The organism is Dielma fastidiosa (assembly GCF_000313565.1).
Classification (GTDB): domain Bacteria; phylum Bacillota_I; class Bacilli_A; order Erysipelotrichales; family Erysipelotrichaceae; genus Dielma; species Dielma fastidiosa.
The window spans coordinates 274338-300344 of sequence record NZ_HE578926.1 but is presented as its reverse complement, the minus strand read 5'-3'; the positions used below and the strand labels follow the sequence as shown (position 1 = coordinate 300344).

Here is a 26007-nt window from a genome sequence, read left to right as displayed (position 1 = left end):
CTGATATCAGATAAAGAAACACCTGATAAAACTAGAGAAAAAGGGTGAAAATACTTATCTTCATAAATTGGAAAAGAGGTGTCTTAATTTGAAAAGAGTTTTGATTAAAAATGGTATTCTTGTAGATAAACATAATGATTTGCACCAAGTAAAGAAGGATATCCTTTGCGAAGATGGTCTGATTACCGATATCCAGGATGTGATTAATGATGAAAACGCCCAGGTAATCGATGCAGAGGGACTTTATGTCAGTGCCGGGATGATTGATATTCACATGCACAATCGGCTTCGTGAGGCTGTAATGGATGTGGATAAGCTCGGTGTTTATCGGGGTGTGACGGCGATGATTGAATGCGGTTCGGCAGCGGTGGATGAAGCTGATAAATTTGCGGCTGAAGCTAAGGCTGCCAAGACAAAATATTATGCGCTGCTCAGCGGTCATAGTGAGCATGGTTTTTCAAAAGATATGGCGGACATGGATGTTGAAAAAATAAATCCTACCCATTATCTGGAATGCTTCGACCGCTATCCCGATATCTTTTTAGGCATCAAGGTTGCCTGCAGCAATACAATTACCAATGATCAGGGTTACGCGTTAGTGAAAAAGGCAAAGTCTATTGCGAAAGAGCGCTGTCTGCCGGTAACTGTTCATGTTGGCACATTCCCGCCTGATCCCTGCGGCTTGGTTGAGTTTCTGGAAGCGGGTGATGTCATTACGCATACTTATCATGGCAAGGAAGTATCTCTCTTTCAGAAAGATGGAACACCGAAACGCAGCTTTGTGAGAGCCAGAAATCGAGGTGTATTATTCGATGTGGGTCACGGCAGTGCCAGCTTCTGTTATCCGGTAGCAGCAAGGGCATTTCATAAAGGGTTTACACCAGATTTGATCAGTACGGATATCCGTCTGTCAAATATTAATGGCCCTGCTTATTCACTGGCAATAGTAATGAGTAAATGCATGGCAATGGGTATGAATCTTTTGGATGTAGTAGACTGCGTTACTTATCGGGCAGCCAAAACATATCATCTGGATATGCTGGGGGAAATTAAAATCGGCAAATCAGCAGATTTCACTTTCTTTGACATAAAAGAAGTAAATCTTGAATTAGAAGATTGTTATTATAACCTTCAGAAAGTCAGTCAATGTATAGTGCCGGAAAAAGTCATGGTATCTGGAGGTGGAGAAAGTGAATTATATCAGTGTACTGAGGGATATTCTAAAGCTTAATCATGATGAAATCGCAGCTGTCAGTGATGATTTTGAAAGCATCAATGCTTATCTTGAAGCTCATCAAATCATCATTCCTGATGATTTTCAGGTGACGCTTTGCAATCATATTAATGTGATGCTGCTGCGGTTTAAAACAAATGAATGTGCGCAGATTGAAGTTAATGAAGATGTATATCGGCAAGTTTCAAAGCGAAGCCTTGATTATGCTGAAGAATGTCTGACACCAATCTGCAGGAAATATGGTATTTTGCTGAATCAAGCAGAAAAAGTTTTATTTGCAATTTATTTACAGACAGGGATATCAAAGGAGGATGGATCATGTCAAATAATCCAGTAATTGTAATTGGTCATCGGATGGGTGATGGAAAGCGAACGGCGAAAGGAATTGAAGCAGCTGGCGGAACCGCTATTTTAATTCCAGGTATGCTGGCGGATATGAAGCTAGGCGATGTCATGCATGAGAATAATGCGGATCTTGGTTTGAGCTTCTGCGGCAGCGGCGGTGCTGGGGCGGTTACGGCAGCTACTAAATATGGTTATAAATATAAGCAGTATCAGAGGACGCCGGCAGCTGGCGCTCAATGTGTTAAGGAAGGCTGTCAGGTGATTGGCTTCCCGTTTATGGACAGCGAAGAGCTGGGTGAAACGATTGTTAAGGCATGGAAAGATAAGTATGAAAAATAATGAACAGGACGGTAATGATTTAAAACAGAAAGTGGTTGATATTGAAGTCAGTGCCAGTTCAAAGCAGGGACGGGCAGATGCTATTTCTAAGGCTTTTACAGATATGCGCAAACGTGTATATGAAGTGGTAAATGGTGCAATTATTTATTTAAAACCAACCAATGTTCAAATTCTTGAGGAAAAGGTTACAACTCCAAAGGAACATTTCCTGTTCATCTTTATGCCAAGAATTAAAGAAGAGGTTACAATGCGTTTAAAAATTAGTGTTGAAGTTCAATATATGGAACTGTAAGGAGGTAGAAGCATGTTTGAATTAATTATTAAGTCCATCGTTATCGGCGGTTTGGCTGGTGCTGGTGTAGGGGCTGGCGCGGCTCGTATGTACTATGCGCCTGAATTACAGGCGGCCGGTGCTTTCAGAACACTTGGTGAAATGAATGCGTGTCAGGGCGATCCAGTATCACATTTCAGCTTTGGTTTTTCTTTCTATATAAATTGTATGGCAAACGGTCTGGCAACAGGTTGTTTTGATCAGGATTTCCTGCATCGTGTGATTCCTAATATCAGTGCCGGTGTCTTGCTGACAAAGAATAAGGATGTAAAAGAAACAATCCAAAATCCTGCCAAGATGGCTGTCGTAGGTGCAATTGTTGGTATTATCGGTTTAGTAATTCTAAATAGTTCGGTAAGTATTGTACCTGCTTATGTATCAACGACCTTAACGGAAATCTTCACACCAGCCATCAACAATTTTATAATCGTTATGCAGGTTCTTTTCCTAATCGCGGCTTTAGATAATGGTAAGATTACTGGCTGTTGGGGTATTGCTTTAGGTTCAATCGCATTCTTAGTTACCGGCAATGCGACACCTGGTTTAATTTTAGGAATTATTACAGGTCAGACGATTGAGAATAATGGCGTAAAGAGTAAGATTTCTATTATCTTTATCGTGTTGATGATCGTTATTTGGGGCTTGATTGCATATTTTAGAGGCTTCTTTCCACAGCTGATTGATGCATTTACAGCGGCAGTGGCCATGATCGGTTAGGAGGTTGAATCATGATTGAAAAATTAAATAAATTCTTAATGAAGGATTGGACATTTATTTTGATTTGCATGTTGATTTGTGCGGCAGTTGTCGGAGGTACTCATACTTATATTGTTGATGGCACTGGTTATCTTAATGGTTTTGCTGGCGGTCAAATGCTGAAGTTAGGTATTGAAAATGGTGATTTTGGTGCGGCAGTCGGTTTTGGCGGCGGTTTCCTGATTGCTCGAATTCTTGAAGGACCATTGGTAGGTTTGATTGATATTGGCGGATCGATGATGCATGGTGTAGGCTGCGGCGTCTGTGCTTTGATATTCAGTATGGGCTGGGGCTTCCTAATTTATAATTTCCCATTAGCCATTTTGACTGGCGGCGTCATTGGATTAGTCATTGGTTTAATTGTCATGGGTGTTCGTAAATTAATACCAAGCGGTGTTACGGCTGGCGGTACAGCGATTATGATGGGTGTCGGGCATCAATTAAGTAACTTTTTGGCACCGCTGTTTCTGTTAAGTGCTCTTCAATATTCGATTCCTATCGGTATTGCTGGTGCTTTGGGTGGTATTGCATTTTATATTAAAGGTAAGAATTGTGTCGGCGGCATCATAATTGGTATGTTTATAGCGGCTTTCTTCTTCTAATTATATATTGTGACTGCAAAGTGATGATTGCTTTCACTAAAAATATATGAATTTTCCCCTTTCAATAATTTAAAAGATTGACACCATGATCGTATCAAGCTCATTTGGTTAAAATGGCTTTGTGAAATCAGGGTGTCATTGCTTTTGCTGGCGTTATGGTAAAGCATATTGAAAATCTATAAATCTTTATGTTCAAAATTAAAAAATGATGCATTATCCTATAATTAACGGGTATGCATCATTTTTAATTAATCTGTTAGTTAGAGAATGATCTCACTAACTGCTTATTGAGATAAGTGAGTGAAACTTAATCATAATTGCTGCCTTGCATAATTGATCATTTTATTGGGGTATACCATGTTGGTTTAGTGTTAGTCATATTGTTAAACCATTTTAAGACATTTTGATTCAATTCCAAAATCGAAGTCAGTCGCTCTGGCGCAAAATATTTAGACCACACAATCGAAGTAATTGCACTGGCAGAAAGATAAAAAGCAAGGAGTTTCCAAAATTCTTCAGGTACATTATTGTCAAAATAACCATCTATTTGTCCTGATGCAAAAGTAGGATATTCAATACCGATTCGATTAAACTCATACCATGGATCACCATAATTCTCAAAATCAACAGTATGCCAATCGATAACAAAGAGCTGTCCGCTTTTTGATAGAATTAAATTCCCCATATGATAATCACCATGGTGATAACACTGTGGTCGGTTCCGAAGCAGATGCCTATTCGTATCGATGTAGTCTAAAATAATCTCGTTTTCAGCAAACTTAATACCTTCGCTGCGAAATGCTGCTAGTCTTTCGTCCATGGTTGAAAAATAACGTGTCTCCCAATCAGAAATGTTTTGTGGAGAATTCAGAGAATGAATCTTTCGTAATATCCTGCCTGATTCTTTCCCTAATTCATATTGTTTTTCTTTTGATAGCTTTGGTATAGTGATTTCAGCTTCTTCACCATCAATCCAGGATAACAAAGTATATACATTCGCATTTTTATTGCAAACACCAAAGTCAATAGCTGACGGCATAGGAATATTCAACTGGGAAAGTTTTCTTATTAGTTCATATTCAGCTTTTTTTCGATCGAATTCTCTATATTCAGCTAACCGTAATAAAAAATGTTCGCCATTTTTAGCTGTGACAAAGTATTTTTTATCGCTTGACATGCCCTTATTGATAGGCTGAATGTCTTTAAAATCAGCTGCCATTGGAATATCTAGCAAATTACTCACCCCTTAAAACAAAATCAGCATCCTTCATATTTTGTTAGCTAAACTATATCATATAATACTTTGCTTTTCCATTTTATATTTAGAGGTAATGGTACCTATCGTAATGAAAAAGCATATAAAAATTCCCTCTTGACATTTATGAAAGCGCATACTAGAATAGAATTGTAAAACTTAATAAAAAGGTTTGTTACTCTCTGAGGCTTTTCCTTAAAATACTTTTGTATTTTTATGTTGCTAAGAGAGTTTTTTTATAGGCATTTATTTTTATAGATATTGAATAGCATTTAAAAATTCATATTTAATTTGTGCATTATATTAATCTTTACCTAAATTTATTATAATGAAAATTCATACTTATTTGAAAATGAATAAGATGCATCAATATTTATTTAATAATTTGGTTGTGATTAATAGAAAGGAATGAGAGACATGTATCATGAAAATATTAAATTAATATTGAAATTGAAAGCGCAACACATTTAAATTATTCTAAATCATGGGGTAGGGAAATAGATTACACTTTTGAAGTATTATTAAATATGAAGCGAGGGGTGATTTATTCCATGAAGGTAATTAAAAATATCAATAATAATGTATCAATATGTTTAGACAGTAAAGGAACAGAAATTGTAGTATTTGGAAGAGGAATTGGTTTCTGTAAACCTCCATACGAGCTTGATATTCAAAAAATTCAACAGACTTTCTATAATATTGATCCAATGTACATTCGGATGATTCAAAGTATACCTGAAGAAATGATTGATATATCAGCACAGGTTATTGATTATGCGAGAACAAAAATAAAATATGTACTAAATTCTAATATTATATTTACATTAGCTGATCATCTTAATTTTGCAATCCAAAGGTACCGTCAGAATTTGATATTACCTATGCCAATGTATTATGATGTAAAGTCTTTATATGAATTAGAATATGATATTGGCGTTTATGCATTGGATCTCATTTATCATAAATTTTCCATTCGTTTACCTAAGGAAGAAATTGCGAGCATTGTGCTGCATCTAATTAATGCAGCTGCCTTTACAAAAAATGAAAGTGAGATAAAGGATAATGAAGCAGCAATTTCATTTATAAAAAAAATGATTGAAAAACATTTTCAAATTACAATATCTGAAGATGACTATAATTATTCAAGGTTTGTATCGCATTTACAGTATTTGATGAAAAGGGGGCAGCAAAACAAAAATGTAAAAAGTGAAAATGCTACTCTATATGAGTCGATTAAAGAGAGTTTTCCTGAAGTATATCAGTGTGCTTTGAAAATTAATGACTATTTGAATGCTCTTTATAATTATGCTTTTAACGATGAAGAGCTGTTATATCTTATGTTACATATTAATCGTTTGTGTGTACGTGAGGATTGTCACCATTAATATGGGCTTCACCTCAGCATAATAACAAACTGCTTATTTTAAGCAGATGTATTTATGTTGAGGTTTTCTTTTGGCAAGATCAATGAAAGATGCGCGCGTTTCGTTGTTTGCAATAAATAAAAGGAGGAAATGAAATGAAACAAAAAGATTATCATGCTCTAGCAGATCAAATTATCAAATTACTTGGTGGTGCAGAAAATGTATCCTTTTATACACGTTGTGTAACCAGACTACGTTTTCATATCAAAGATCGAGGCGAAATGAACAAAGAGGCAATTGAAGGACTCAGCGGTGTTTATGGAACACAATGGCAGGCTGATGAGTTTCAAATCATCATAGGTCAAGATGTTGGGAATGCTTATGAAGAGATTGTTAGTATATTAGGTGATTCTGTATCGGAAGTGGAAGAAAATAAGGTAGAAAAAAATAGTTTACACAATCTAATTAATAAAATGTGTAATACATTATCAGCCTGTATTCTTCCTGTGTTACCTACAATTATTGGCGTAGGAATGATAAAAGTCGTATTAACAGTGATTGGCCCTAATGTTTGCAACTTAGTAGGTGCAGATAATTCAACAATAATTTTTCTGAATTTTGTCAGTGATGCCGGCTTTTATTTTTTACCTGCATTTGTTGGCTATACATCAGCAAAATATTTTAAAACAAATGAAGTTCTTGGTATTTTGATGGGTGTTATGATGATTTCACCTGCTTTTATAGAATTAGTGGAAAGCGGAGCCAATATGAGTTTTTTTGGTATACCGATTATTGCAAACAGTTATGCAAATGCTATTCTACCGTTGATTATTATCGTATGGATTATGTCAAATGTTTATCGCTTTATTGATCGTTTTATTCCAGCATCTTTGAAAAGTTTGATTGTACCGGCATTAACCATTGTGATCATGATTCCGGTTGCATTTTGTGCTATTGGTCCGCTTAGCTCAGTAATAAGTAATTATTTGATGCAGGGACTGTTATGGCTTAATGAACATACGGGTGGCTTTGCGGTTGCGATTGCAACTAGTTGGTTGCCTCTAGTTATTATATTTGGTTTGAGTGGTGCATCTGTCACCATAGGTCAGATGATGCTTGCACAATACGGTTATGAGATTTTTTGGATTTATCCAGCAATTTTATTTAATACAACATTGGGTGTAGCCTTATTTGCTGTGTATTTAAAACAGAAAAAAGCGGAAATGCTTCCATTGTCCATTACTGCCATGTTTGGCGGAGTATCAGAACCAGGACTTTTTGGTTATATGGTGAAAAATCAGAAAGCATTGATTTCGCTGATGGTAGCATTATTCTTTGGAGGTCTGTATGGTGGTTTTTCAGGTGTTAAGAATTTTGCTGTTACATCAGGCGGCATTTTTGGAATTGTAGGCACGATTGGTCCTGAATCTAGTATCGTACATGCTTTTATTGGTTTGGCAATCAGTTGGATACTTGCCTTTGTATTAACATATTATGTAGCTTTGAAAAAAAAGTAATGAGAGGAGAAAACGAAAATGTTACCAAAAGAATTTCTATGGGGCGGAGCAACCGCTGCGAATCAATGCGAAGGGGCATATTTAGAAGGTGGGAAAAAAATGAATGTTACGGACATCATTACATCAGGAAAACATAATGTCCCCCGCCGTATTACACCCAAATTAGAGTCTGATGCTTGGTATCCAAATCATACAGCGATTGATTTTTATCATCATTACAAAGAAGATATTGCTTTATTTGCGGAAATGGGGTTTAAATCTTATCGCATGAGCATTGCATGGACAAGAATTTTCCCAAATGGTGATGATAAATTACCGAATGAAGAAGGGTTGCAATTCTATGATGAGGTATTTGATGAATGTCATAAATATGGGATAGAACCTGTTGTTACATTATTACATTATGACACTCCATTAAATATTGTGGACACATATGGAGGTTGGACTAATCGAAAAGTGATAGATTTGTTTGTTACATATGCAACTACTGTATTGAGACACTATGCTGACAAAGTTAAATATTGGTTGTTAATTAATGAAATTAATTGTATAGAAACAGTTCCCTGGTATTCAGCAGGTATAAAAAATGCAACACGAGAGAATATAGCCATTGCTGCATATCATCAGTTAATTGCTTGTGCAAAAACAGTAATCGCTGCACGGGAAATTTCGTTAGATTTTAAAATGGGAATGATGTATGCCGGTTATTTTACATATGCAAATTCTAAAGATCCAGAAGATGTATGGGGGAATTATGCATTTCAAAGGAACCATTTGTTTTATGCAGATGTGCAATGTCGAGGATATTATCCAAATTATAAATTAAAAGAATTTGAACGTGATGGAATCGTTCTTCCAACAGTAAAAGGAGATAATGAAATATTGCAGAATGGTACTGTTGATTTTATTTCATTCAGCTATTATTTTACAAAAGTTGCAGGTAAAAAAACAGATTTTCATAATGTCACAAATTGCTTGTCAGATACAGGATATGTAAATGAATTACTGCCTAAAAGCGCTTGGGATTGGCAAATTGATGCCAAGGGTTTACGTTATGCTTTAAATTTATTATATGATCGTTATCAAAAACCTTTAATGATTGTAGAGAATGGTTTAGGTGCAAATGATCAATTTTCAGAGGATGGTATGATACATGATGATTATAGAATCGATTATCTACGTAATCATTTTAATGAAATGAAGGATGCGGTAACATTAGATGGTGTTGAATTAATGGGTTATCATATGTGGGGATGTATTGATATAATTTCATTTGCTACTGGTGAAATGTCAAAACGTTACGGATTTATTTATGTAGATGTAGATGATGCGGGTAAAGGAACTTATAAACGATTAAGAAAGGATTCTTTTTATTGGTATCAGAAATGTATTGCATCCAATGGTGAAGATTTAAATTAACGTAGTATAAAATTTGGGTTAAGCAATTATATTTGAATTCAATTTATTTATAAGTAAAATATAAATGAAATTATATGATTCACTAATACAATAAGCTTGTATTATTAATATATGGTTGCGAAAGCTAATAATTATGACAGATATGGAATATCTAAAAAGTCATTTTTTCTAATAAAATGACTTTTTTAAACCTCATAATAACAATTGACAAAAGTATAAACAAAGTATATACTATAGGTGTAGTAAGCAATAGAAATTAATAAATTAATAAGATAACAGAAAATTTTAAGATGACTAAAACTAATTATAAAATTATACAATAGAGAAGGTAAATAAATATGAAGAAAAATTGTGAACTAACCACTTATGAATATGCACTTACTACAAAAATAAAAAAATGGGGGAATGGAAAAGGTATTTTATTACCTAAAGCTATTTTAGGTTTATTAGCCTTAAAAGAAAATGATTCTCTCTCTCTTGAAGTTGAAAATGGTCTTATTATTTTAAAGCCTGCTGAAAACAGACATTTAACTTTAGCTGAGCGATTTGCTAATTACGAGGGAGAAATGAATCAGGAAGAATACTGGACAGATTCCCCTGTTGGAAAGGAAATCATTTAGTATATGCGTCAAATGAATCCGGGTGATATTGTTATGATGAATTTTGATCCGACAAGGGGTCATGAACAAGCAGGATATCGCCCTGCTGTAATTGTCAGCAACCAAGATTATGGAAGGCTTATGCAGTTAGCAATTGTATGTCCAATAACAAACACACACAATAATTTCCCGGTACACATCCCATTAGATGAGCGTACCAAGACTACGGGATGTGTTTTATGTGAACATGTCAGAACTGTCGATTTAACAAAAAGAGAAACAAAATTTGTAGAAAAAATCCCAGAGGATATTTTTGATGAAATCAAAGAAATTGTCATAAGTTTCTTCGAATAGCACCTTATTAGGTGCTATTTTCTTATTCTGAAATATAAGAATATATCTGTCTAATAAATTTAAAGGTATTCATTGGTAAATGTTATTTAATAATTATAGATGATTCAATAATTACTATTAATTTTTAATCCCACTTTCTTTTCTCTCAAGGTGGATTTTTTATGTTTATTTACTCTGGTTTAAATATGAATTGCTGTATAATATTCAATAGGAATATTGATATGAAAGTTTGATAACGTTTACAATTTTGATTCTATGGTGTACTATTTATCAGATAAACAGGAAGGAGTGAGTTTTTTGCTTCGTAAATCAAAAATTAGTGAAATGCTTAAGAAAGCATGTGAAAAATACACATTAAAGGATATTGAAAATGGTTTTGAGGGTTTTAGCGCGACGCAGCTGGCGGATCAACTGGCTATGGATCGTGCCAATGTCAGTAAAGAACTGAATACTCTATTTTTGGAACAGCGGGTAATTAAGGTAATCGGCCGCCCCGTTTATTATTTTGACGCGGAAGTATTTGAAAAGCTTACTCATGGCAAAAACGAAGTATTTGAAACTGATCATCTGAATCTGCTGATTAAAGAACATAAACAGCATGTCAGTGATCCTTTTGAATTAATTATCGGCAGTGAAGGCAGTTTAAAAACCATTATTAAAAAGGCAAAGGCCGCGATGATTTATCCGCCTTTTGGCCTGCATACATTATTAATTGGCCCTACGGGTGTCGGCAAGACGATGTTTGCGGAAATCATGTATTCTTTTGCCAAGGAGCAGGGTGTTTTAAATGAAAAAGCTGAATTTGTAGTATTTAACTGTGCGGAATATGCAGATAATCCACAGCTGCTGCTAGGTCAGCTGTTTGGTTATGTAAAGGGTGCCTATACGGGTGCTGATCATGATTCGGAAGGCCTGATTCATCGTGCCAACAACGGCATTCTGTTTTTAGATGAGATCCACCGTCTTTCACCGGAAGGTCAGGAGATGCTTTTTATGCTGATTGATAAGGGTGAGTACCGCCGCATGGGTGATTCTAAGAATACGAAGGCCAATGTACTGATTCTTGGCGCTACCACTGAAAATACTGACTCAGCCCTGCTGAAAACCTTTCTGCGGCGTATTCCGATGACGATAACGATTCCAAGTCTTCAAGAGCGTACAATTAAAGAACGCTACGACCTGATTGAAAAATTTCTCCGTCAGGAATACAGTCAGCTTAAAATACCTATTCAAGTAACTAAAAAGGGTATGAAGGCTTTGATGGGCTATGACTGTCCCGGCAATATCGGTCAGCTGAAGGCGGATATCCGGCTGCTGTGTGCCCGTGCTTTCCTTGATTATAAGGCCCGTGATTTAGCCCGTGTAGAAATCAATTCATCGCTGCTTGCGGATTCAACCTATGCTGGTATCTTTAAATCAGAGAAACAGCCGGAAATCATGGAAATCATCGATTCTCATGCCGGTAATCTCTTCATTTATAATCAGGAAATTAATTTTGAATCCTTTGATTTCCGTGATCTTGAGGATATCTACGGTTTGATTGAGAAATCCTTCTCCCGTTATGAGATTGAAGGCTATTCTGCCGATACGATCAGCCGTGAGATTAAGAAGCAGATTGAGGAGTATATCTCGCGTCTGATGAATAAGCTGGTAAATACCGACATCTCTCAGAAGGAAGAATTATATAAGATTGTATCACCGCGCATTTATCGTTCTGTCGAGATTGCCATGCAGATTGCTGAGCATCACATTAACCGCAGTATACCGAAGAAGGCTTATGCCGCGATGGCTCTGCATATGTCTGCCATTGTTGAGAATCATGTAACTCATTCAGCATTCAGCGCCAATCAATATACAATGGCAATGGATCATCCGCTTGAATATCAAACAGCTAAAACGGTCAGAACAATATTACAGAGTGAACTTGATATTGAACTGCCGGAGCAGGAAATCATTTTCATTACCTTATTTTTAAGTATGGAAGAGGAACGCAAGACAGAATCAAGTCATATTGGTTTATTAGTGCTTGCCCATGGCAATGGGGTTGCCCGCAATATGGCTGATGTAGCAAATACCTTACTCTGTACACATCACGCGCATGCGCTTGATATGCCGCTGAAACAGAATGTTCAGGAATTTTTAGAGGTTGTCAGTGATAAGGTTAAAGAAATTGATGAAGGCAAGGGCGTCCTGCTGATGGTTGATATGGGCTCTCTATTATCCTTTGGTGAATTAATTACTGAGAAAACCAATATTCCTGTTGCCACGGTGGAGATGGTTTCTACGCCTTTAGTGCTTGAGGCCACCCGCAAAACGATGATGGTTGAATATACATTAGATGAATTAGCAAAAGAATTTAAGGATATGCTGCCTTATATCGGCCGTTCCTTTTCTTTGGAGATGAAAAACCGCATCCAGCAGAATTACGCGATTATCTGCACATGTCTGACTGGTGAAGGAGCCGCAATTAAACTGGGCAATCTATTACGCTCAGCGATTCCTTTAATTCAGGAATATGATATTGAAGTGCTTTGCTGCAACAAAGAGACATTCAAAGAAATTGATCTGAAAGGTAAGACGATTCTAGCAATTGTCGGCGCTGTTGATCTGCTGCTGGAAAATGTTCCTTACATCCCTTCTGATAAAATGATCCTTGAAAATGGACTTTATGAAATAAATCAGATTATACAGCGAATGGTGGGATCGAAATCTGATATCCAGGAAGTACCGAATTATATCACGCATACGGTACTTGCCGAATCATTGACTTTCCTCGATCTGGATAAAACTGAAGATGTAATTCAAAAGTCTTTTAAACTGATTGAAAAGATGGTTGATATTCAGGATTATAACCGTATTTTGGTGAATTATATTCTGCATGTGGGAAGCATGGCAGAGCGCTGCATTCAAGGCCAGATTCTTAATTATGAGAAGATTGATGAGCTGATAGCCGCTAAACCGGCACTGTATCATGCGGTTAAACTGGGAATGATGATTTTAGAAGAAGAATTCAAATGCAGTGTGCCTGACACAGAAATAGGCTATGTTATGGATTTGTTTGACACAGAATAACACACAGAAGAAAATTGTCGAAAAAGATGCGGAAATATCGCATCTTTTTTAAGTTGCCACGATTCTTGCTGGTATATAGGTGAAAGTTAACTTTGAAAGGAGAAGTTTGAATGAGTAACCATGTATTCCTGATTTGCACACATGGACGCTTCGGTGAGGAATTAATCAAATCCGCGGAAATGATTGGAGGACAACTAAAGAATGTTTATGCGTTTTCACTGCTGCAGGGTGTTGAACCTGAAATCTACATGCAACAAATCGAGGAAAAGCTAAAAGAGCTAAAGGGACAGTCGATTATTTGTCTTGTTGATTTATTTGGCGGTACACCGTGCAATACTGTGGCACAGCTGACTCAGCGTTATGATTTACAGATCGTAACCGGTGTTAATCTGGCAATGTTATTGGAAATGGATTCACAAAAGAATAATTTAGAAAGCAAGGAATTGATTGAATTAGGTTTAAATACCTTAAAAGAAAGCGGCAGAGATGTGCTTTCATATCTGAAAGGAAGGTAATAAATATGGCAAACATTAAGCTTATTCGTATTGATTTCCGTTTGATCCACGGACAGGTTGTAAACAAATGGATCAAAATTACCCGTTCCAATAAGATCGTGGTAATTGATGATTCACTGGCATCAAATGAATTTATGCGCAGCGTGTATATCATGGCAGCGCCTCCAGGGGTTGATGTTCAGGTTTACAGCATTAATGATGCGATTAAAGAATGGAAAGAAAATCAGTTTGGCGAGGGTGAAGTCTTAGTATTGTTTAAGAGTGTGCCTGATGCTTACCGCTGTTTCAAAGAGGGTTTTGAAATCAAAGAACTGCAGATTGGCGGTCTTGGCGCACAGCCGGGACGTAAGATTGTTTATGGACCGATCACTTTAGATAAGAGTGACGCGGATCAATTAAGCGAAATGCAGCATGCCGGTGTTCGGGTTTATTTCCATCAGGTACCGGATGATCCATCTGCAGAATATGACAAAGTAATGGAAAAAGTAAAATTCTAAATTAGAAAGAGGAGAAAGAAATTATGACAACATTCATGATTGCAGTCATCAGCGGTATCCTTTATTTTCTGGGTACTTCGAGAATCGGATATGGTATATCCAGCACATTGGGCGCACCGGTATTCTTAGGCTTTATTTATGGTTTGCTTTTTGGTGATGTAGCGAATGGTTTAATTATCGGCGCATCAATCAATCTATTATATTTAGGGGTTGTATTTACCGGCGGCAACGTACCGAGTGATGGTGCATTGGCAGCTTGTATTTCGATTCCGGTTGCTTTACAGCTTGGTTTAGATGTTGATACAGCAGTTACGATTGCGGTTCCATTTGGTATTCTTGGTTCATTTGTCGATCAGATTCGCCGTACAAGCAACCTGATCTGGTTACATAAGGCTGATGATTTTGCCGCTAAGGGTGATGAAAAGGGAATCTATCGCTGTGCGATGGTTTATCCTACTATTACCGCATTCTTTATTCGTTTTATTCCTGTTTTCGCAGTAAATCTGTTTGGTGCTGACGCTGTGCAAGTATTGCTTAACTATCTGCCTGCCTTTATCACAACCGGTCTGTCAGTAGCCGGCGGTATTCTGCCTGCTATTGGTTTCGCGGTTATTATCATGTCTATTGGACGTAATGAATTGCTGCCTTATTACTTCATCGGTTTCTTTGCGGTTAAGTATTTAGGTATCGGCAATATGGCATGTGCGGTATTCGGTATCTGTATCGCTGCACTGATGATTTATAGAGATAGTAAGAAAGGGGCGCAAGCATAATGTCAGAACGTTTATTAACTAAAAAGGAAGTCAATCAGGCTCACTTATATTGGTATTTAGCTGCTGAAACAAATAACTCTTATGAACGTCTTCAGGCACCTTCATTCTGTGCCGCGATGGCAAAGAATTTAAGAAAAATCTATAAGGATGACGATGAAGCTTATAAGGAAGCTTTACAGCGTCATTTGGAATTCTATAACACTGAGGGTACGATTGGTGCTGTAGTCGTTGGTATCGCATTGGCTATGGAAGAAGAAAAAGCCAAAGGCAATCTTACCGGTGATGTTATTACAGGTATCAAGCTTGGTTTAATGGGCCCTATTGCCGGTATCGGTGATACATTAATCTGGGGTATGTCTAAAGCTATCTTATTAGGTATGGCTTGTACTTTCGCTCTTGAGGGAAGCCCGGTAGCTTTATTATTCCCGCCGATTTTCTCAATCATGATCTTTGTGGTTGGCCGTTATACTTGTAATTTAGGTTATAAATTAGGCAGTGAGGCAGTACCGAAGCTATTAAAATCAGGTACGATGAATACTTTAATTACTGCCGCATCAGTTTTAGGTTTATTAATGATGGGAGCTTTATCCGCTTCTTATGTTAAGGTTTCTACACCATTGGCATGGACAATGTCTTCAACCGGTGCGGAAATTGGTCTGCAGGCGAACCTAGATGCTATTCTTCCTGGTATGCTTCAATTATTGGCAGTATTTGGTATTTATTGGTATTTTACGCATAAAGGTCAAAATTATATTAAACTGGTATTTACAATCCTTGCGATTTCAATTGTTGCCGCGTTCTTTGGCATTTTAGGTTAAGGTCAGCAAAATGGAAATGTCATGGATCAAACAGCAGTGTGATCGTTATTTGGACGAGCATCTTGATGAGCTGTGGGAGATTTCCCGTTATGTACATGCCAATCCTGAATTAGCTTATGAGGAATATAAGGCTTGTAAAGTACAGTGTGATTATCTGAAGAAAATGGGGTTTGAAGTCGTTGAGGGGGCAGGCAATGTGCCTACCGCCTTTACGGCTAAAACCGGATCAGGCAAACCGGTAGTGGCGATTGTGTCAGAATATGACGCATTGCCGGAGCTGGGTCATGCCTGCGGTCACAATCTGATTTGTACGAGTGCTTTAGGCGCGGCGATTGAGGCTAAGCATTTTCTTGATGAACAGTCTGTGACAGGTACGCTGTATGTTATTGGAACACCGGCAGAGGAAAGCGGCGGCGGCAAGATCAAATTGCTGGAAGCTGGTATTTTTGATGAGGTGGATGCCGTGATTATGCAGCATCCGACGAGTGCGCCAACTCGTTTGGCAGGTGCCTGCATGTCATCAATGCGTTTGGATATTGAATTTTTCGGTAAGTCTGCCCATGCCGGCAGTCATCCAGAAAATGGTATTAACGCGTTAAGCGCGGCTAATTTATATTTTGTGGCCACGGGCTTATTGCGCCAGCATTTTAAAGGTGATATGCGGCTTTCCGGTATTATTACCGAGGGCGGCAAGGGTACCGGTTTAATTCCTGATTATGCGCATGTGAAAGGCAGTATTTCCTCTTTCAGTCTGAAGGATTTGAAAATGAATGCGGAAAAAGTAAGACACTGCGCGGAAGGCTGTGCTCACGCGCTTGACTGTGAAGTTAAAATTACGATTGAAGAAGGTTATCAGGGACGGGTGCCGAATGAAATCTTATCAGAAGTGTGCCGCAAAGAATTGATGGCCTTAAATGAACCGCTGCTTGAGGGCATGCCGTTTGATTACGGCGGTGAAGATTTAGGCAATGTTTCACGCCGAATACCAATTTGTAACCCATATGTAACAATATTCCCTGATTATAAAATCAGTAATCATACCGCGCAGTTCAGAGAATTGGCAATTTCAGAGAATGGCAAACATTGTCTGGAAATTGCTTCTAAGGCAATGGGCAGAACGGCGATGGAATTCTTGACCCACCCGGAAATTCTTGAAGCTGCGAAGGAAGAACTTGCTGAACGTTTGAAAAACGAAGATTAGGTTGTGTCAGTTGGCAGAAAGTAGGATGTGTTGAAGATGAAATACCAGACAACCCAAGCACAGAAACAAAAGCAGAAGCAAATTTATGCCAAGCAGCAGATTCAAGAGCTGCGTCTTTTGGAAATGGGCAGTGATGAATTATCATCACTGGTTGAGCTGGAACTGGAGAATAATCCTTTTTTAGAGATGGATGACAATTATTTTAAGGGTGATCCTGATTTTGATTTAATTTTGAATTATATCCAGCCAGAAGAAACTTTAACGGATGTGCTGATGAGCCAGCTGAGAATTGGTGACTATGAGGATGAGCGGTTAATTGAAGCGCTCATCCTGCTTCTTGATTCAAATGGTTATCTGAATATGACACTTGATGAAATATGCCGTCTGCTGAACAGTGATGCGAAAACAGCAGAAAGAGCATTGGCTGATCTGAGATCCTTTGAACCTTATGGCATCGGTGCCTTTAACCTAAAAGACTGTCTGATTTTACAGCTGATTCACAGCGATAATATTTATGCTGATCTGGCAATTGAAATTGTCGAACAGGAGTTAGAGCTGCTGGCTGAGAATAAATTAAAACAGCTTGCGGTTAAGCTGAAGGAAGAACTGGATGATGTGGTAAAGGCAGTAGCTTTGATCCGTTCCCTTGATCCAAAACCAGGCGCACGGTATGCTTCAATGTCTCCGCCGATTGAGCCGGATGTAATTATCAAGCATAATGATGAGGGGCTCTGTGTTGAATTGAAGGATCGTGCTGTCTATCATCTTCAGATATCGACAATCTGTCTTGATGATGAAGACGAGAGTGTAAAAGCGGTACGCAAAAAATATGTATTAGATGCTCAGCAGCTAATCAGCGGTATAACCCGCCGCTGTTCGACATTGCTGAATGTGATGGCACAGATTCTGATTATTCAGGAAGCTTATTTTCTGCATCAGGGTGATCTGAAGCCCATGTCATTAAAAATGTTAAGCAATGCGCTTAATTTGAATGAATCAACGATATCAAGATGTATCAAGGATAAGACTTTGCAGTTTGACGGGCAGTTCATGGAAATTAAACAGCTTTTTACTGCTGCTGTTAAGAGCGGTGAAAGTAATCAGCAAATCATGGAACAGCTTCAGCGATTCATTAAGCATGAGGATAAGGAACATCCGTATAGTGATCAGGAACTAATGCTGATCCTTAAAGATGAGGGAGTTGAAATATCAAGAAGTGCGATTGCGAAGTATCGCAAAATATTAAATATTCCTCCTGCGTATAAACGTAAGAATTTTTAAAATAGATATCTAAGCAGAGGGGTGAGATCGTGAATATCGCAGGTATCTTAATGACGGTGATTTCCGCCATGATTTTTGGCTTTACACCCGTTCTGACAAAGTATATTTATGGGCTGGGCGGTAATGCGATGACTGTGATTTTCTATCGAAATCTCATTATTATGCCGGTTTTGTATTTACTGGCCAAGCGTCAGCACGCGTCGTTTCAAATGCGTGGGGATATGCGGTTAAATATGCTGATAACCGGTGTAATTGGTTCAACTGGAACAACCCTTTTGCTTAGCTATTCCTATAATTGGATTTCTGTAGGTACAGCTACTACGCTGCATTTTCTGTATCCGATCTTTGTGGCTCTGCTTTGCCGTTTCTGTTACGGTGAAAAGCTGGGCGGCGGCAAGACGCTCGCGTTGATTTTGGCGCTGCTTGGCACTTGCTGCTTTATGGATCTGCATGATATGGAGAAAATGGGCGGTCTTTTAATGGCAGTTGGTTCTGGCTGCACCTATGCTTTTTATATGGTTTTGACTGAAAAAAAGAATCTGAAGGAAATCAATCCCTTTGTGTATTCATTTAATATTTCCTTGATTATATGTGTCTGCATGCTGCTGCTGAATTTATTTACTCATGAAATTATTTGGCGGCTGGATCTAGTCTGTTTTGGTTTAATCGTTTTATTGGCGATCCTAAATTCGGTATTTGCGATTACCTTGCTGCAGGTAGGTATTAAAAAGCTGGGTGCGACAACGGCTTCCATTTTCTGTCTGTTTGAGCCCATTAACAGTGTGGTTTGTGAATGGCTGTTTCTGAATGAAAGTTTATCCTTTTCTAAATTGCTGGGATGTACGATAATAATAGCAGCTATCGTTTTACTGGTAGTATTTGAAAATCGCAAGGTGAAGCAGCGAAGAAAGGCAGCGTAAATGATGATAAAGGCATTACTTCTTGATTTAGATGGCACATTGATTGATTCTGAGCGGATTCCCAGAATGGCATGGCAAAAAGCGGCTGAGCATTTTGGCTTTACCGCCGATGAAACATTTTTAAATCAGCTGACAGGCATGACAAAGCAAACCGCTCAGGGTTTAGTGAAAAAGGTATTGCCTGAAAATGTTGATGTGGAAGCTTTTCAAGCTTATCGGCATCAAATCATGGCGCAGATTTTAAAAGAGCAAGGAATCAAAGCCAAAAAAGGCGCCCGGGAATTGTTGCTTAAGGCGCGGCATGAAAATGTAGAATGTATTGTGGTAACTTCCTCTTATACTGTTAGCGTAGGTGAAAAGCTGGCAGCGGCAGGGTTAGCGGATTTGATTGAGAAGATTGTTTGCGGTGATGAGGTTATGCATGGCAAGCCAGCACCGGATATATATTTATTAGCTATGGAGCGCTATCATCTAAACAAGGATGAGTGCATCGTTATTGAAGATTCAAAGAATGGTTTGCTGAGTGCAAAACAGGCAGAAATCAAGTCGATCCTGGTACCTGATTTAATCAGTCCGGATGCTGAAATGACTGCATGCGCTGAAGTGGTGCTTAATGATTTAACAGCCGTCTTAAAGTATCTGTTTAAAAATCAGATTTCTGCGGTGCGGGGTGATGATCCCATCGTTGAAATAATTGATCAGACATCCCTTTCATTTGATCAAAGCAAGTGAATCACTCAACGCAGTGATTCTTTTGCTTTTTGGCATAAAACAGCTGATATTTGGCAATCAATTAGCTGATAAGCGCAAAGTTCGACGTTTCATCAAGCCGAAGCGGATATTATTTATAGTTTGCATTATAGATAAATGTGCTATAATATGCGGGTTAAAGGATAAAAATATATTGTATAAGTAACAAATTAGCCTTTAACTAAAGGAATGAGATGTTCCTTGCATAACCATCTCATAAATAAAAAACAGGGAGGAAAATTTAATGAGCGATATGGTGCGTTACAGTAAAGTAACAGCTAAAAACCAGCGTGAAATCGTACTGCTGAAAGGCAGACCTTGTGTTTGGGGCAGATGTGCATTCTGCGATTATACCCTTGATAATGGTGAAGACGAAGCGGCGATGGTTGAGTTTAACCGCAATGTTCTGCGGCAGATTACAGGTGAGTTTGGTGTTTTGGAGGTTATTAATTCAGGCAGTGTGTTTGAATTGCCGACACAAACATTAGCGGAACTACGCGAAATTGTTCAGGATAAGGGCATCAAAAAATTATTCTTTGAGGTTTATTGGTGTTATCGTGAGCGTTTATCTGAGATTGAAGACTATTTTCAAATTCCTATTATTTTTAAAAATGGTGTAGAAACCTTTGATGATGATTTCAGGAATCGTGTTTTAAAAAAGGGAACGGTATTCAGCGGACCGGAAGAGGTTGCGCAGTATTTTAAATCGATTTGTCTGATGGTAGGTATTCAAGGTCAGAGTAAGGAAATGATTGATCGTGATATGGAATATCTCCAAAAATATTTTGAATATGGCTGTGTTAATATGTATGTAAATAATACGACAAAAATTAAGGAGGACCCTCAGCTTGCTGCTTGGTTCAGAGAAAAATATGCTTATTTAGAAGCTGATCCAAAAATTGAAGTGCTGTGGAACAATACTGATTTTGGTGTTGGCGAGGTATTGTCATGAGGAAGCAATCAGTAAGAGCCATTGCGATGCAGGCAATTGTAGCCGCATTATATGTAGTGCTGACATGGGCGGTGGCGCCGTTAAGCTTTGGCGCTGTACAGTTTCGTTTTTCTGAAATAATGATCTTGCTTGTATTTGTTGATAAGCGGTACGGTCCGGCGATGATCTTGGCATGCGCATTAGCAAATTGCTTCAGCCCGCTGGGTATTGTCGATGTTATATTTGGTACAGCGGCAACCTTCTGCGCGGTGGAATGTATCAAACGCAGTAAGTCATTACTCATTGCGACGCTTTGGCCTACGCTATTTTGTGTTATCATCGGCGTAGAATTAAATGTAGTTTCAGATCTGCCGTTTCTGTTTACCACCTTTACCATTATGCTGGGTGAATTTGTTGTTGTGACGTGCATCGGCTATCCGATTTTCAAAGCCTTGATGAAAAATGAAGCTTTGCTGAAATTAATTAAATTGGATTAGCATCACGAATAGGATAATACGGTTATAAAATATATCAATATGAGAATTTTTTTTATATTTCAAAAATAGTGTTGATATGATAAAATTATAGAGAAGAAAACATCTAACAGAGTGACTGCCGATAAGCTCCTCTCTCTTTTTTCCTTTTGGGATTGGAAGGGAGGATAAACGGTATGGATTTATCACTTATAATTGCTGTTATAGCATCGGTTTTGTCTGGTGCAGCGATAGTGATCGATTTGATCCGTCTTTGTTTTTACATCCTCTTTGAAAGTTCAAAGAAGGAAAAATAAAAACAAAACACTCTGTTTTCTAAATTTGACCGTTTAGACAGAGTGCTTGTTTTTAACATTGTTTAAGGCAGACACCTGAAAGATGTCTTTCTTCACTATTATTATAAGCAAATCTAAAAAATAAATCAAGCAATCTGTGAAATACAAGGCAGCTTTTACAGCTGTTTTGAATAAGTTATTTGAGAGTTTTAAGATAAAACTAAAACATTTGGGTGTCATGAGCAATGTCAACTAGATGTTTTTTTGATATAATAAAAGTAAGAAGGTGAGGACATGAAAGCGCAGCTGATTAAAGTATTGAAAAATACACGGCGGGTCGTATTTTATCGGGGGTTAGAAATATTCAGTCAGCATGCACTGACGCTGAATAAAAAGTTTGGCAATAATGTTTACAGTTTTCATGTGCATAATTCTCAGCAGGGTGTTTATCAGACGAATATTTATCTGAATGATGAGCATGAAGTGATGCATATGGATTGCTCATGCCCTTATGGACATGGCGGCTATTGTAAGCATGAAATTGCGGCATTGCTTGTATTGCTGAATGAATTTGATCCTGATCTTGATATTTTAGCGACCGCCGCAACTTTTAATGAATGGCTGGATGAGGCATATCCGCAGCAGCAAAGTCTGATGGAATATCTTTTTAAAGAAGAGGCGCAGATTGCCAGAGATTTTGATTTGGGTCAGTTTCTGGATTTGTTTTCTAAGCGGCAGCTTTTGTCTGAAATGAAGGACTTTGATCAATTTTCAGACTTGCTGAGAGCTTTCTTATATTTACGGTATCGGGATGTAATTAAAAAAAGCTATGATGCTAATTACAAAAAAGTATCATAGCTGCAGAAAGGAAGTTGAATTGTGTATCAAATTATAATCGGTGATGATGATCAGTCATTTTTAAAAGAAGCGGCGGTTGAAACAGCGGCGCTAATGGAACATAATGGAATAAGACAGGGCATTGATTATGAACTGTTAACGTTTAATGAACCTCAGCGGTTGATCGATTATCTGCATCAAAACAAGGATGCGTGTCAGCTTTTAATGCTTGATGTTGAATTCGGTTCAAAAAACGGCTTAGCGATTATGAAAGAGCTGCGTGAACAGGAATTAAAATGCAGCTTAATTTATCTGACAAACTATCGTGATTATGTTTATGATTGTTTTGATACACAGCCGCTCTATTATATGCTGAAGCCTATTGATTGGCAGAAGCTTGGTGATGTGATATTAAAGAATTACCATGAGCATTATCAGGGCAGCAAGCTGAATTTAAAATTATCAGGCAAACATGTGATGCTGGCTTATGATGATATTTATGCTCTTGAAGCAACGTCTCATAAGGTGTGTATTTGGCTGAAAGATAGTCAGCTGGCATGGAACGGAACCTTGTCCGCCATTGAACAGCATTTACCGAGTCATTTATTCTGCCGCTGTCACAATAGTTTTCTTGTGAATCTGAAACATATTCAGGAATTAGACCGCAAGGAAATCAAAATGGACAATGGCGCTCGTTTTCCCGTCAGCAAGCGGCTTTATGCTACAGCTCTCAGACAGTATTTTGCATATTTAAAGAATTAGAAATTTAATCGCTGTTTTGGTCAATTAAGAGTAAAAGGGCAGTTTGCACAGCAAAACGATCAGGCAGAATATCCACCTGAAGATCACTGTGATAGCGTCTGGCAATATCCAGCATGGTTTTCATGCCATAACCGTGATTTTTACCCTTACTGCTGATAATATTTCCCTTGGCATCATGCAGAACCTCGCCGGTGCGTGAATTTTCAGCTTCAATATATAAATAATTTGCGCGTATATGCATCGTTAATTTGATCCAACGCTGATTTATTGGCAGCATAGCAGCGGCATCAATAGCATTATCCAGTAAATTCATAAGATAATTGCACAAATCGACATCCTTAATCGATAATTCTGCAGGCAGATTGATCTGATAGGTCATATCAATGCCTGCTTTTTTCGCGCGTTCTAAGGCACTGACAACAATGGCATTGACAATCGGCTGCTCACAAATTCTCATCGGTAATATTTTCTCAGAATCATTGGTTATCCTGCTTCAGATAATCGGCAACAAGCTGTGTTTCTCCCTGCTGATTCAAATCGGACAGAATATTAAAATGATGCAGTACATTATGGCGCATTTTCGCTAGTTCTTCACTGCTTTGGTTCATTAATCTGAGGTTATCATAAGCTAATTGATTTTTAAGTGACAATGCCTGTATTTCAGTCTGGAAGTTGATTGAACGGCGAATCAGTTCAATAAATCTTATCAGCATGCAAAACAGAAAAAGCAAGGTGCCAGTCCAGTTAATTAAGACATCAGGCATTGATAAAGTAAATAATTGAGCGAACATTGAATTAATGTAAGATGTATAAAAGCCGTCACTAAATAAAGCCGAGCCAATATATAGACCGCAGACGCATACAGCGGCAATTGACAATGCCGGTACGAATATTTTGAAAACACTGTTTTCATCACGCATCTCAAGAACAGAAAAAATAATTAAGAGAATCAGCTCAGGAATCAGCAGCTGCCATGAAAGATAAATAAGATCCCATACGTTTACGCCCAGCAGGCCTAAATATTCAAATAAAGTCGTAAAGAATGCGGGAATCAGCAGCAAAGGGGCATAAATTTTCCGGTATTTGTCCATTTGCAGCCAAAGATAAATCATCGGCATATAAACAAACAACGGCCGTCCAAGTCCAAGTATTGGAATATCAAAGAGCTGGTTGTTCGGTAAGTAATAACCCAAATTGCGCAGATAATAAAAGGTCTGTACCAAGGCAGCTAACAGCAGCAGCAAAATTGAGAAATTCCATTTCCCGCTGATGCCGGTGTAAAACCACAGTCCTATTAAAAGTAAGGCGGCTATTGCCAAAGCTGCCGCTGGAATGATAATGCGGTTTACTGCCGCAGTAACCTCGGTTCTATCAAGGGCAATGCTGGATAGAAAAATCATCGGCAGCCCCGAGTATTCAACATTCATAGAAGCAAGCGTCAATTCCTTTCCAACATAATCAGGCGGCAGTGTAACTGTTATATTTTCAGCGATAAATGGAACCGCAAATGTTTCTTGCGGAAAATCAAGTGCGCCAATTTCTCCGGTTAGATTGGGAATATTTGTATAAAACAGAACATCATCAAGAAATAAAGCACAGGGATTTGTATAATTTAGCTTAATCGTTGTGATACCTGCTTGCTGTTCAGATTCACTCAGTGTACGTGATAAATAATAAACTTCATTTTGGGTTTCAAATAATTCACGGGCCGTCAGAGAAGTCTTTTCATCTCCATTGTAATAGTACATTTCCCAGCCTATTGCATCATCAAAAGTTGGGGATAGTATTTGCATTTGTGAATCAATGAGCGTGAAGTTGAAAAATAATGTAATGAATGCTAATACAATGCCTGCGAAAAGGAAAGAAATGATCCAGTTTTTTTTATCTGACAGCTTTTTCATGACACTCCCCGCTTTCTATATATTAAGGATATATGAGATTCAGAAAGCCGTCAAGATTCACAACATTCCCTTTTAAGCAGAAAAAGATGCCACTTAGGAAAGGGCTGTTTTTAAACAAAAAGCGTTTTGATAGAATGAAAGTGAAATCATAGGTAATTTTTTATTGTAATCAGACGATGTTTAATGCGTGAGAAGATCAGCGGCTATGTCTGATTTTTTGGAATTATCTAAATTAAAAAACTGGAGGGTCTTATGGGTAGTTCAAAACCAAATTTTAATGAGTTAGTAAAGAAAATGGGTTTTGATGATACAAAGGAAAGTGTCGTTGAAACAGAAAAGAGTGAGGTTGTGAAACAGCCGCCGCTGATGCAGCCACATCAAACAGAAAAAGGTACTCTTATTGCTGAAGATGTTGTAATTACCGGTGATATCAAAGCAAGACAGAATATTGAATTTTGTGGTGAAATTAAGGGTAACATTGAAACAGCTGGTATTTTACAGCTTAATGGAAAAGCAGAAGGAAATATAAAAGCAGATAATCTTATTCTGCAAAATGCCATTGTACATGGCAATGTCACATCAAATAATCAAATTAGTATCGATAGGGATACGGAAGTTGTGGGAGATTTAACGGCTCGTTCAATTATAATTGGCGGGAATCTTAAAGGAAATATATTTGCTGAGGAATCAGTGCTGATACAGGAGCAGGCGGTGATTAAGGGCGATATCTCAACGGGTTTGATTGATATTAGGCAGGGAGCGCAATTGAGCGGTAAAGTTGAAACAGGAGTTGATGTTAAGAATAAGAAAAAAGCGGAATGAATTATGGAATATGATTTTGATATAGAAGATCATTCACAAATGA

The 26007-nt window shown here is 37.9% G+C and carries 28 protein-coding genes; 25 read left to right on the top strand and 3 right to left on the bottom strand.

Annotated features, from left to right (window positions below; all coding sequences use genetic code 11):
* Positions 1–88: 88 nt before the first annotated feature.
* Genes DAHG_RS19270 through DAHG_RS09290 form a run of 6 tightly spaced genes read left to right on the top strand, consistent with a single transcriptional unit; the run spans position 89 to position 3607 of the window.
* Positions 89–1231 (top strand): amidohydrolase family protein, encoded by a 1143-nt coding sequence (locus tag DAHG_RS19270; protein WP_022938078.1) that lies wholly within the window; start codon positions 89–91, stop codon positions 1229–1231.
* Positions 1191–1571 (top strand): PRD domain-containing protein, encoded by a 381-nt coding sequence (locus DAHG_RS19265; protein WP_022938077.1) that lies wholly within the window; start codon positions 1191–1193, stop codon positions 1569–1571. Before DAHG_RS19270 ends, DAHG_RS19265 begins: the two co-directional genes overlap by 41 nt.
* Complete coding sequence (locus DAHG_RS09305; RefSeq protein ID WP_022938076.1) at positions 1553–1918, top strand: SFCGS family glycine-rich protein; 366 nt, start codon at positions 1553–1555, stop codon at positions 1916–1918. The genes DAHG_RS19265 and DAHG_RS09305 overlap by 19 nt, the downstream gene beginning before the upstream one ends.
* On the top strand, positions 1908–2210 hold the full coding sequence (locus DAHG_RS09300; RefSeq protein WP_022938075.1) for a DUF4312 family protein: 303 nt from the start codon (positions 1908–1910) through the stop codon (positions 2208–2210). Before DAHG_RS09305 ends, DAHG_RS09300 begins: the two co-directional genes overlap by 11 nt.
* Before the next feature lie 12 nt (positions 2211–2222).
* Positions 2223–2966, top strand: coding sequence for a DUF4311 domain-containing protein (locus DAHG_RS09295; protein ID WP_022938074.1), 744 nt, complete (start codon positions 2223–2225; stop codon positions 2964–2966).
* Positions 2967–2977: 11 nt separating this feature from the next.
* Positions 2978–3607, top strand: a complete 630-nt coding sequence (locus tag DAHG_RS09290; RefSeq protein WP_022938073.1) for a DUF4310 family protein — start codon at positions 2978–2980, stop codon at positions 3605–3607.
* Between the two features lie 337 nt (positions 3608–3944).
* On the opposite strand, the gene DAHG_RS09285 is transcribed toward DAHG_RS09290, so the two are convergent.
* On the bottom strand, positions 3945–4841 hold the full coding sequence (locus tag DAHG_RS09285) for an aminoglycoside phosphotransferase family protein (protein WP_022938072.1): 897 nt from the start codon (positions 4839–4841) through the stop codon (positions 3945–3947).
* Positions 4842–5413: 572 nt separating this feature from the next.
* On the opposite strand from DAHG_RS09285, the gene DAHG_RS09280 reads away from it, so the two are divergent.
* The 18 genes from DAHG_RS09280 (at position 5414) to DAHG_RS09190 (ending at position 23241) form a co-directional block, all read left to right on the top strand.
* Positions 5414–6247: a PRD domain-containing protein gene (locus DAHG_RS09280; protein WP_022938071.1), complete on the top strand. Its 834-nt coding sequence runs from the start codon at positions 5414–5416 to the stop codon at positions 6245–6247.
* Positions 6248–6381: 134 nt separating this feature from the next.
* On the top strand, positions 6382–7743 hold the full coding sequence (locus DAHG_RS09275; RefSeq protein ID WP_022938070.1) for a PTS transporter subunit EIIC: 1362 nt from the start codon (positions 6382–6384) through the stop codon (positions 7741–7743).
* Positions 7744–7761: 18 nt separating this feature from the next.
* On the top strand, positions 7762–9162 hold the full coding sequence (locus DAHG_RS09270; RefSeq protein ID WP_022938069.1) for a glycoside hydrolase family 1 protein: 1401 nt from the start codon (positions 7762–7764) through the stop codon (positions 9160–9162).
* A 338-nt stretch (positions 9163–9500) separates the two neighbouring features.
* Positions 9501–9782: an AbrB/MazE/SpoVT family DNA-binding domain-containing protein gene (locus DAHG_RS09265; RefSeq protein ID WP_022938068.1), complete on the top strand. Its 282-nt coding sequence runs from the start codon at positions 9501–9503 to the stop codon at positions 9780–9782.
* Between the two features lie 3 nt (positions 9783–9785).
* Positions 9786–10115: a type II toxin-antitoxin system PemK/MazF family toxin gene (locus DAHG_RS09260; protein WP_022938067.1), complete on the top strand. Its 330-nt coding sequence runs from the start codon at positions 9786–9788 to the stop codon at positions 10113–10115.
* 297 nt (positions 10116–10412) lie between these two features.
* Positions 10413–13187 carry a sigma 54-interacting transcriptional regulator gene (locus DAHG_RS09255; protein ID WP_022938066.1) on the top strand — a complete coding sequence of 925 codons (2775 nt, stop codon included), beginning with the start codon at positions 10413–10415 and terminating at the stop codon, positions 13185–13187.
* Between the two features lie 110 nt (positions 13188–13297).
* Positions 13298–13702: a PTS sugar transporter subunit IIA gene (locus tag DAHG_RS09250; RefSeq protein WP_022938065.1), complete on the top strand. Its 405-nt coding sequence runs from the start codon at positions 13298–13300 to the stop codon at positions 13700–13702.
* A 5-nt stretch (positions 13703–13707) separates the two neighbouring features.
* Positions 13708–14199 (top strand): PTS sugar transporter subunit IIB, encoded by a 492-nt coding sequence (locus DAHG_RS09245; protein ID WP_022938064.1) that lies wholly within the window; start codon positions 13708–13710, stop codon positions 14197–14199.
* 23 nt (positions 14200–14222) lie between these two features.
* Positions 14223–14972, top strand: coding sequence for a PTS mannose/fructose/sorbose/N-acetylgalactosamine transporter subunit IIC (locus DAHG_RS09240; RefSeq protein ID WP_022938063.1), 750 nt, complete (start codon positions 14223–14225; stop codon positions 14970–14972).
* Entirely contained in the window at positions 14972–15790 is an 819-nt protein-coding gene (locus tag DAHG_RS09235; RefSeq protein WP_022938062.1) for a PTS system mannose/fructose/sorbose family transporter subunit IID, read from the top strand. Before DAHG_RS09240 ends, DAHG_RS09235 begins: the two co-directional genes overlap by 1 nt.
* A gap of 10 nt (positions 15791–15800) precedes the next feature.
* Positions 15801–16991, top strand: coding sequence for an amidohydrolase (locus DAHG_RS09230; RefSeq protein ID WP_022938061.1), 1191 nt, complete (start codon positions 15801–15803; stop codon positions 16989–16991).
* Between the two features lie 36 nt (positions 16992–17027).
* Entirely contained in the window at positions 17028–18272 is a 1245-nt protein-coding gene (gene rpoN, locus DAHG_RS09225; protein WP_022938060.1) for an RNA polymerase factor sigma-54, read from the top strand.
* Between the two features lie 29 nt (positions 18273–18301).
* Positions 18302–19192 carry a DMT family transporter gene (locus tag DAHG_RS09220; protein ID WP_022938059.1) on the top strand — a complete coding sequence of 297 codons (891 nt, stop codon included), beginning with the start codon at positions 18302–18304 and terminating at the stop codon, positions 19190–19192.
* Entirely contained in the window at positions 19193–19924 is a 732-nt protein-coding gene (locus DAHG_RS09215) for an HAD family hydrolase (RefSeq protein WP_022938058.1), read from the top strand.
* Positions 19925–20186: 262 nt separating this feature from the next.
* The gene (locus tag DAHG_RS09210) at positions 20187–20894 is read left to right on the top strand and encodes a radical SAM protein (RefSeq protein ID WP_022938057.1); all 708 of its coding nucleotides are present in this window, start codon (positions 20187–20189) and stop codon (positions 20892–20894) included.
* Complete coding sequence (locus DAHG_RS09205; RefSeq protein ID WP_022938056.1) at positions 20891–21370, top strand: QueT transporter family protein; 480 nt, start codon at positions 20891–20893, stop codon at positions 21368–21370. The genes DAHG_RS09210 and DAHG_RS09205 overlap by 4 nt, the downstream gene beginning before the upstream one ends.
* A 566-nt stretch (positions 21371–21936) precedes the next feature.
* Complete coding sequence (locus DAHG_RS09195) at positions 21937–22500, top strand: SWIM zinc finger family protein (RefSeq protein WP_022938054.1); 564 nt, start codon at positions 21937–21939, stop codon at positions 22498–22500.
* Between the two features lie 21 nt (positions 22501–22521).
* Positions 22522–23241, top strand: coding sequence for a LytR/AlgR family response regulator transcription factor (locus DAHG_RS09190; RefSeq protein ID WP_022938053.1), 720 nt, complete (start codon positions 22522–22524; stop codon positions 23239–23241).
* A 4-nt stretch (positions 23242–23245) separates the two neighbouring features.
* Here the strand turns inward: DAHG_RS09190 and DAHG_RS09185 are convergent, their stop codons facing one another.
* Together DAHG_RS09185 and DAHG_RS09180 are read right to left on the bottom strand one after the other, a co-directional pair.
* Positions 23246–23698: an ATP-binding protein gene (locus DAHG_RS09185; protein WP_022938052.1), complete on the bottom strand. Its 453-nt coding sequence runs from the start codon at positions 23696–23698 to the stop codon at positions 23246–23248.
* 19 nt (positions 23699–23717) lie between these two features.
* Entirely contained in the window at positions 23718–25142 is a 1425-nt protein-coding gene (locus DAHG_RS09180) for a hypothetical protein (RefSeq protein ID WP_022938051.1), read from the bottom strand.
* A 252-nt stretch (positions 25143–25394) separates the two neighbouring features.
* On the opposite strand from DAHG_RS09180, the gene DAHG_RS09175 reads away from it, so the two are divergent.
* Positions 25395–25964: a bactofilin family protein gene (locus tag DAHG_RS09175; protein WP_022938050.1), complete on the top strand. Its 570-nt coding sequence runs from the start codon at positions 25395–25397 to the stop codon at positions 25962–25964.
* The last annotated feature ends 43 nt before the right edge of the window (positions 25965–26007 follow it).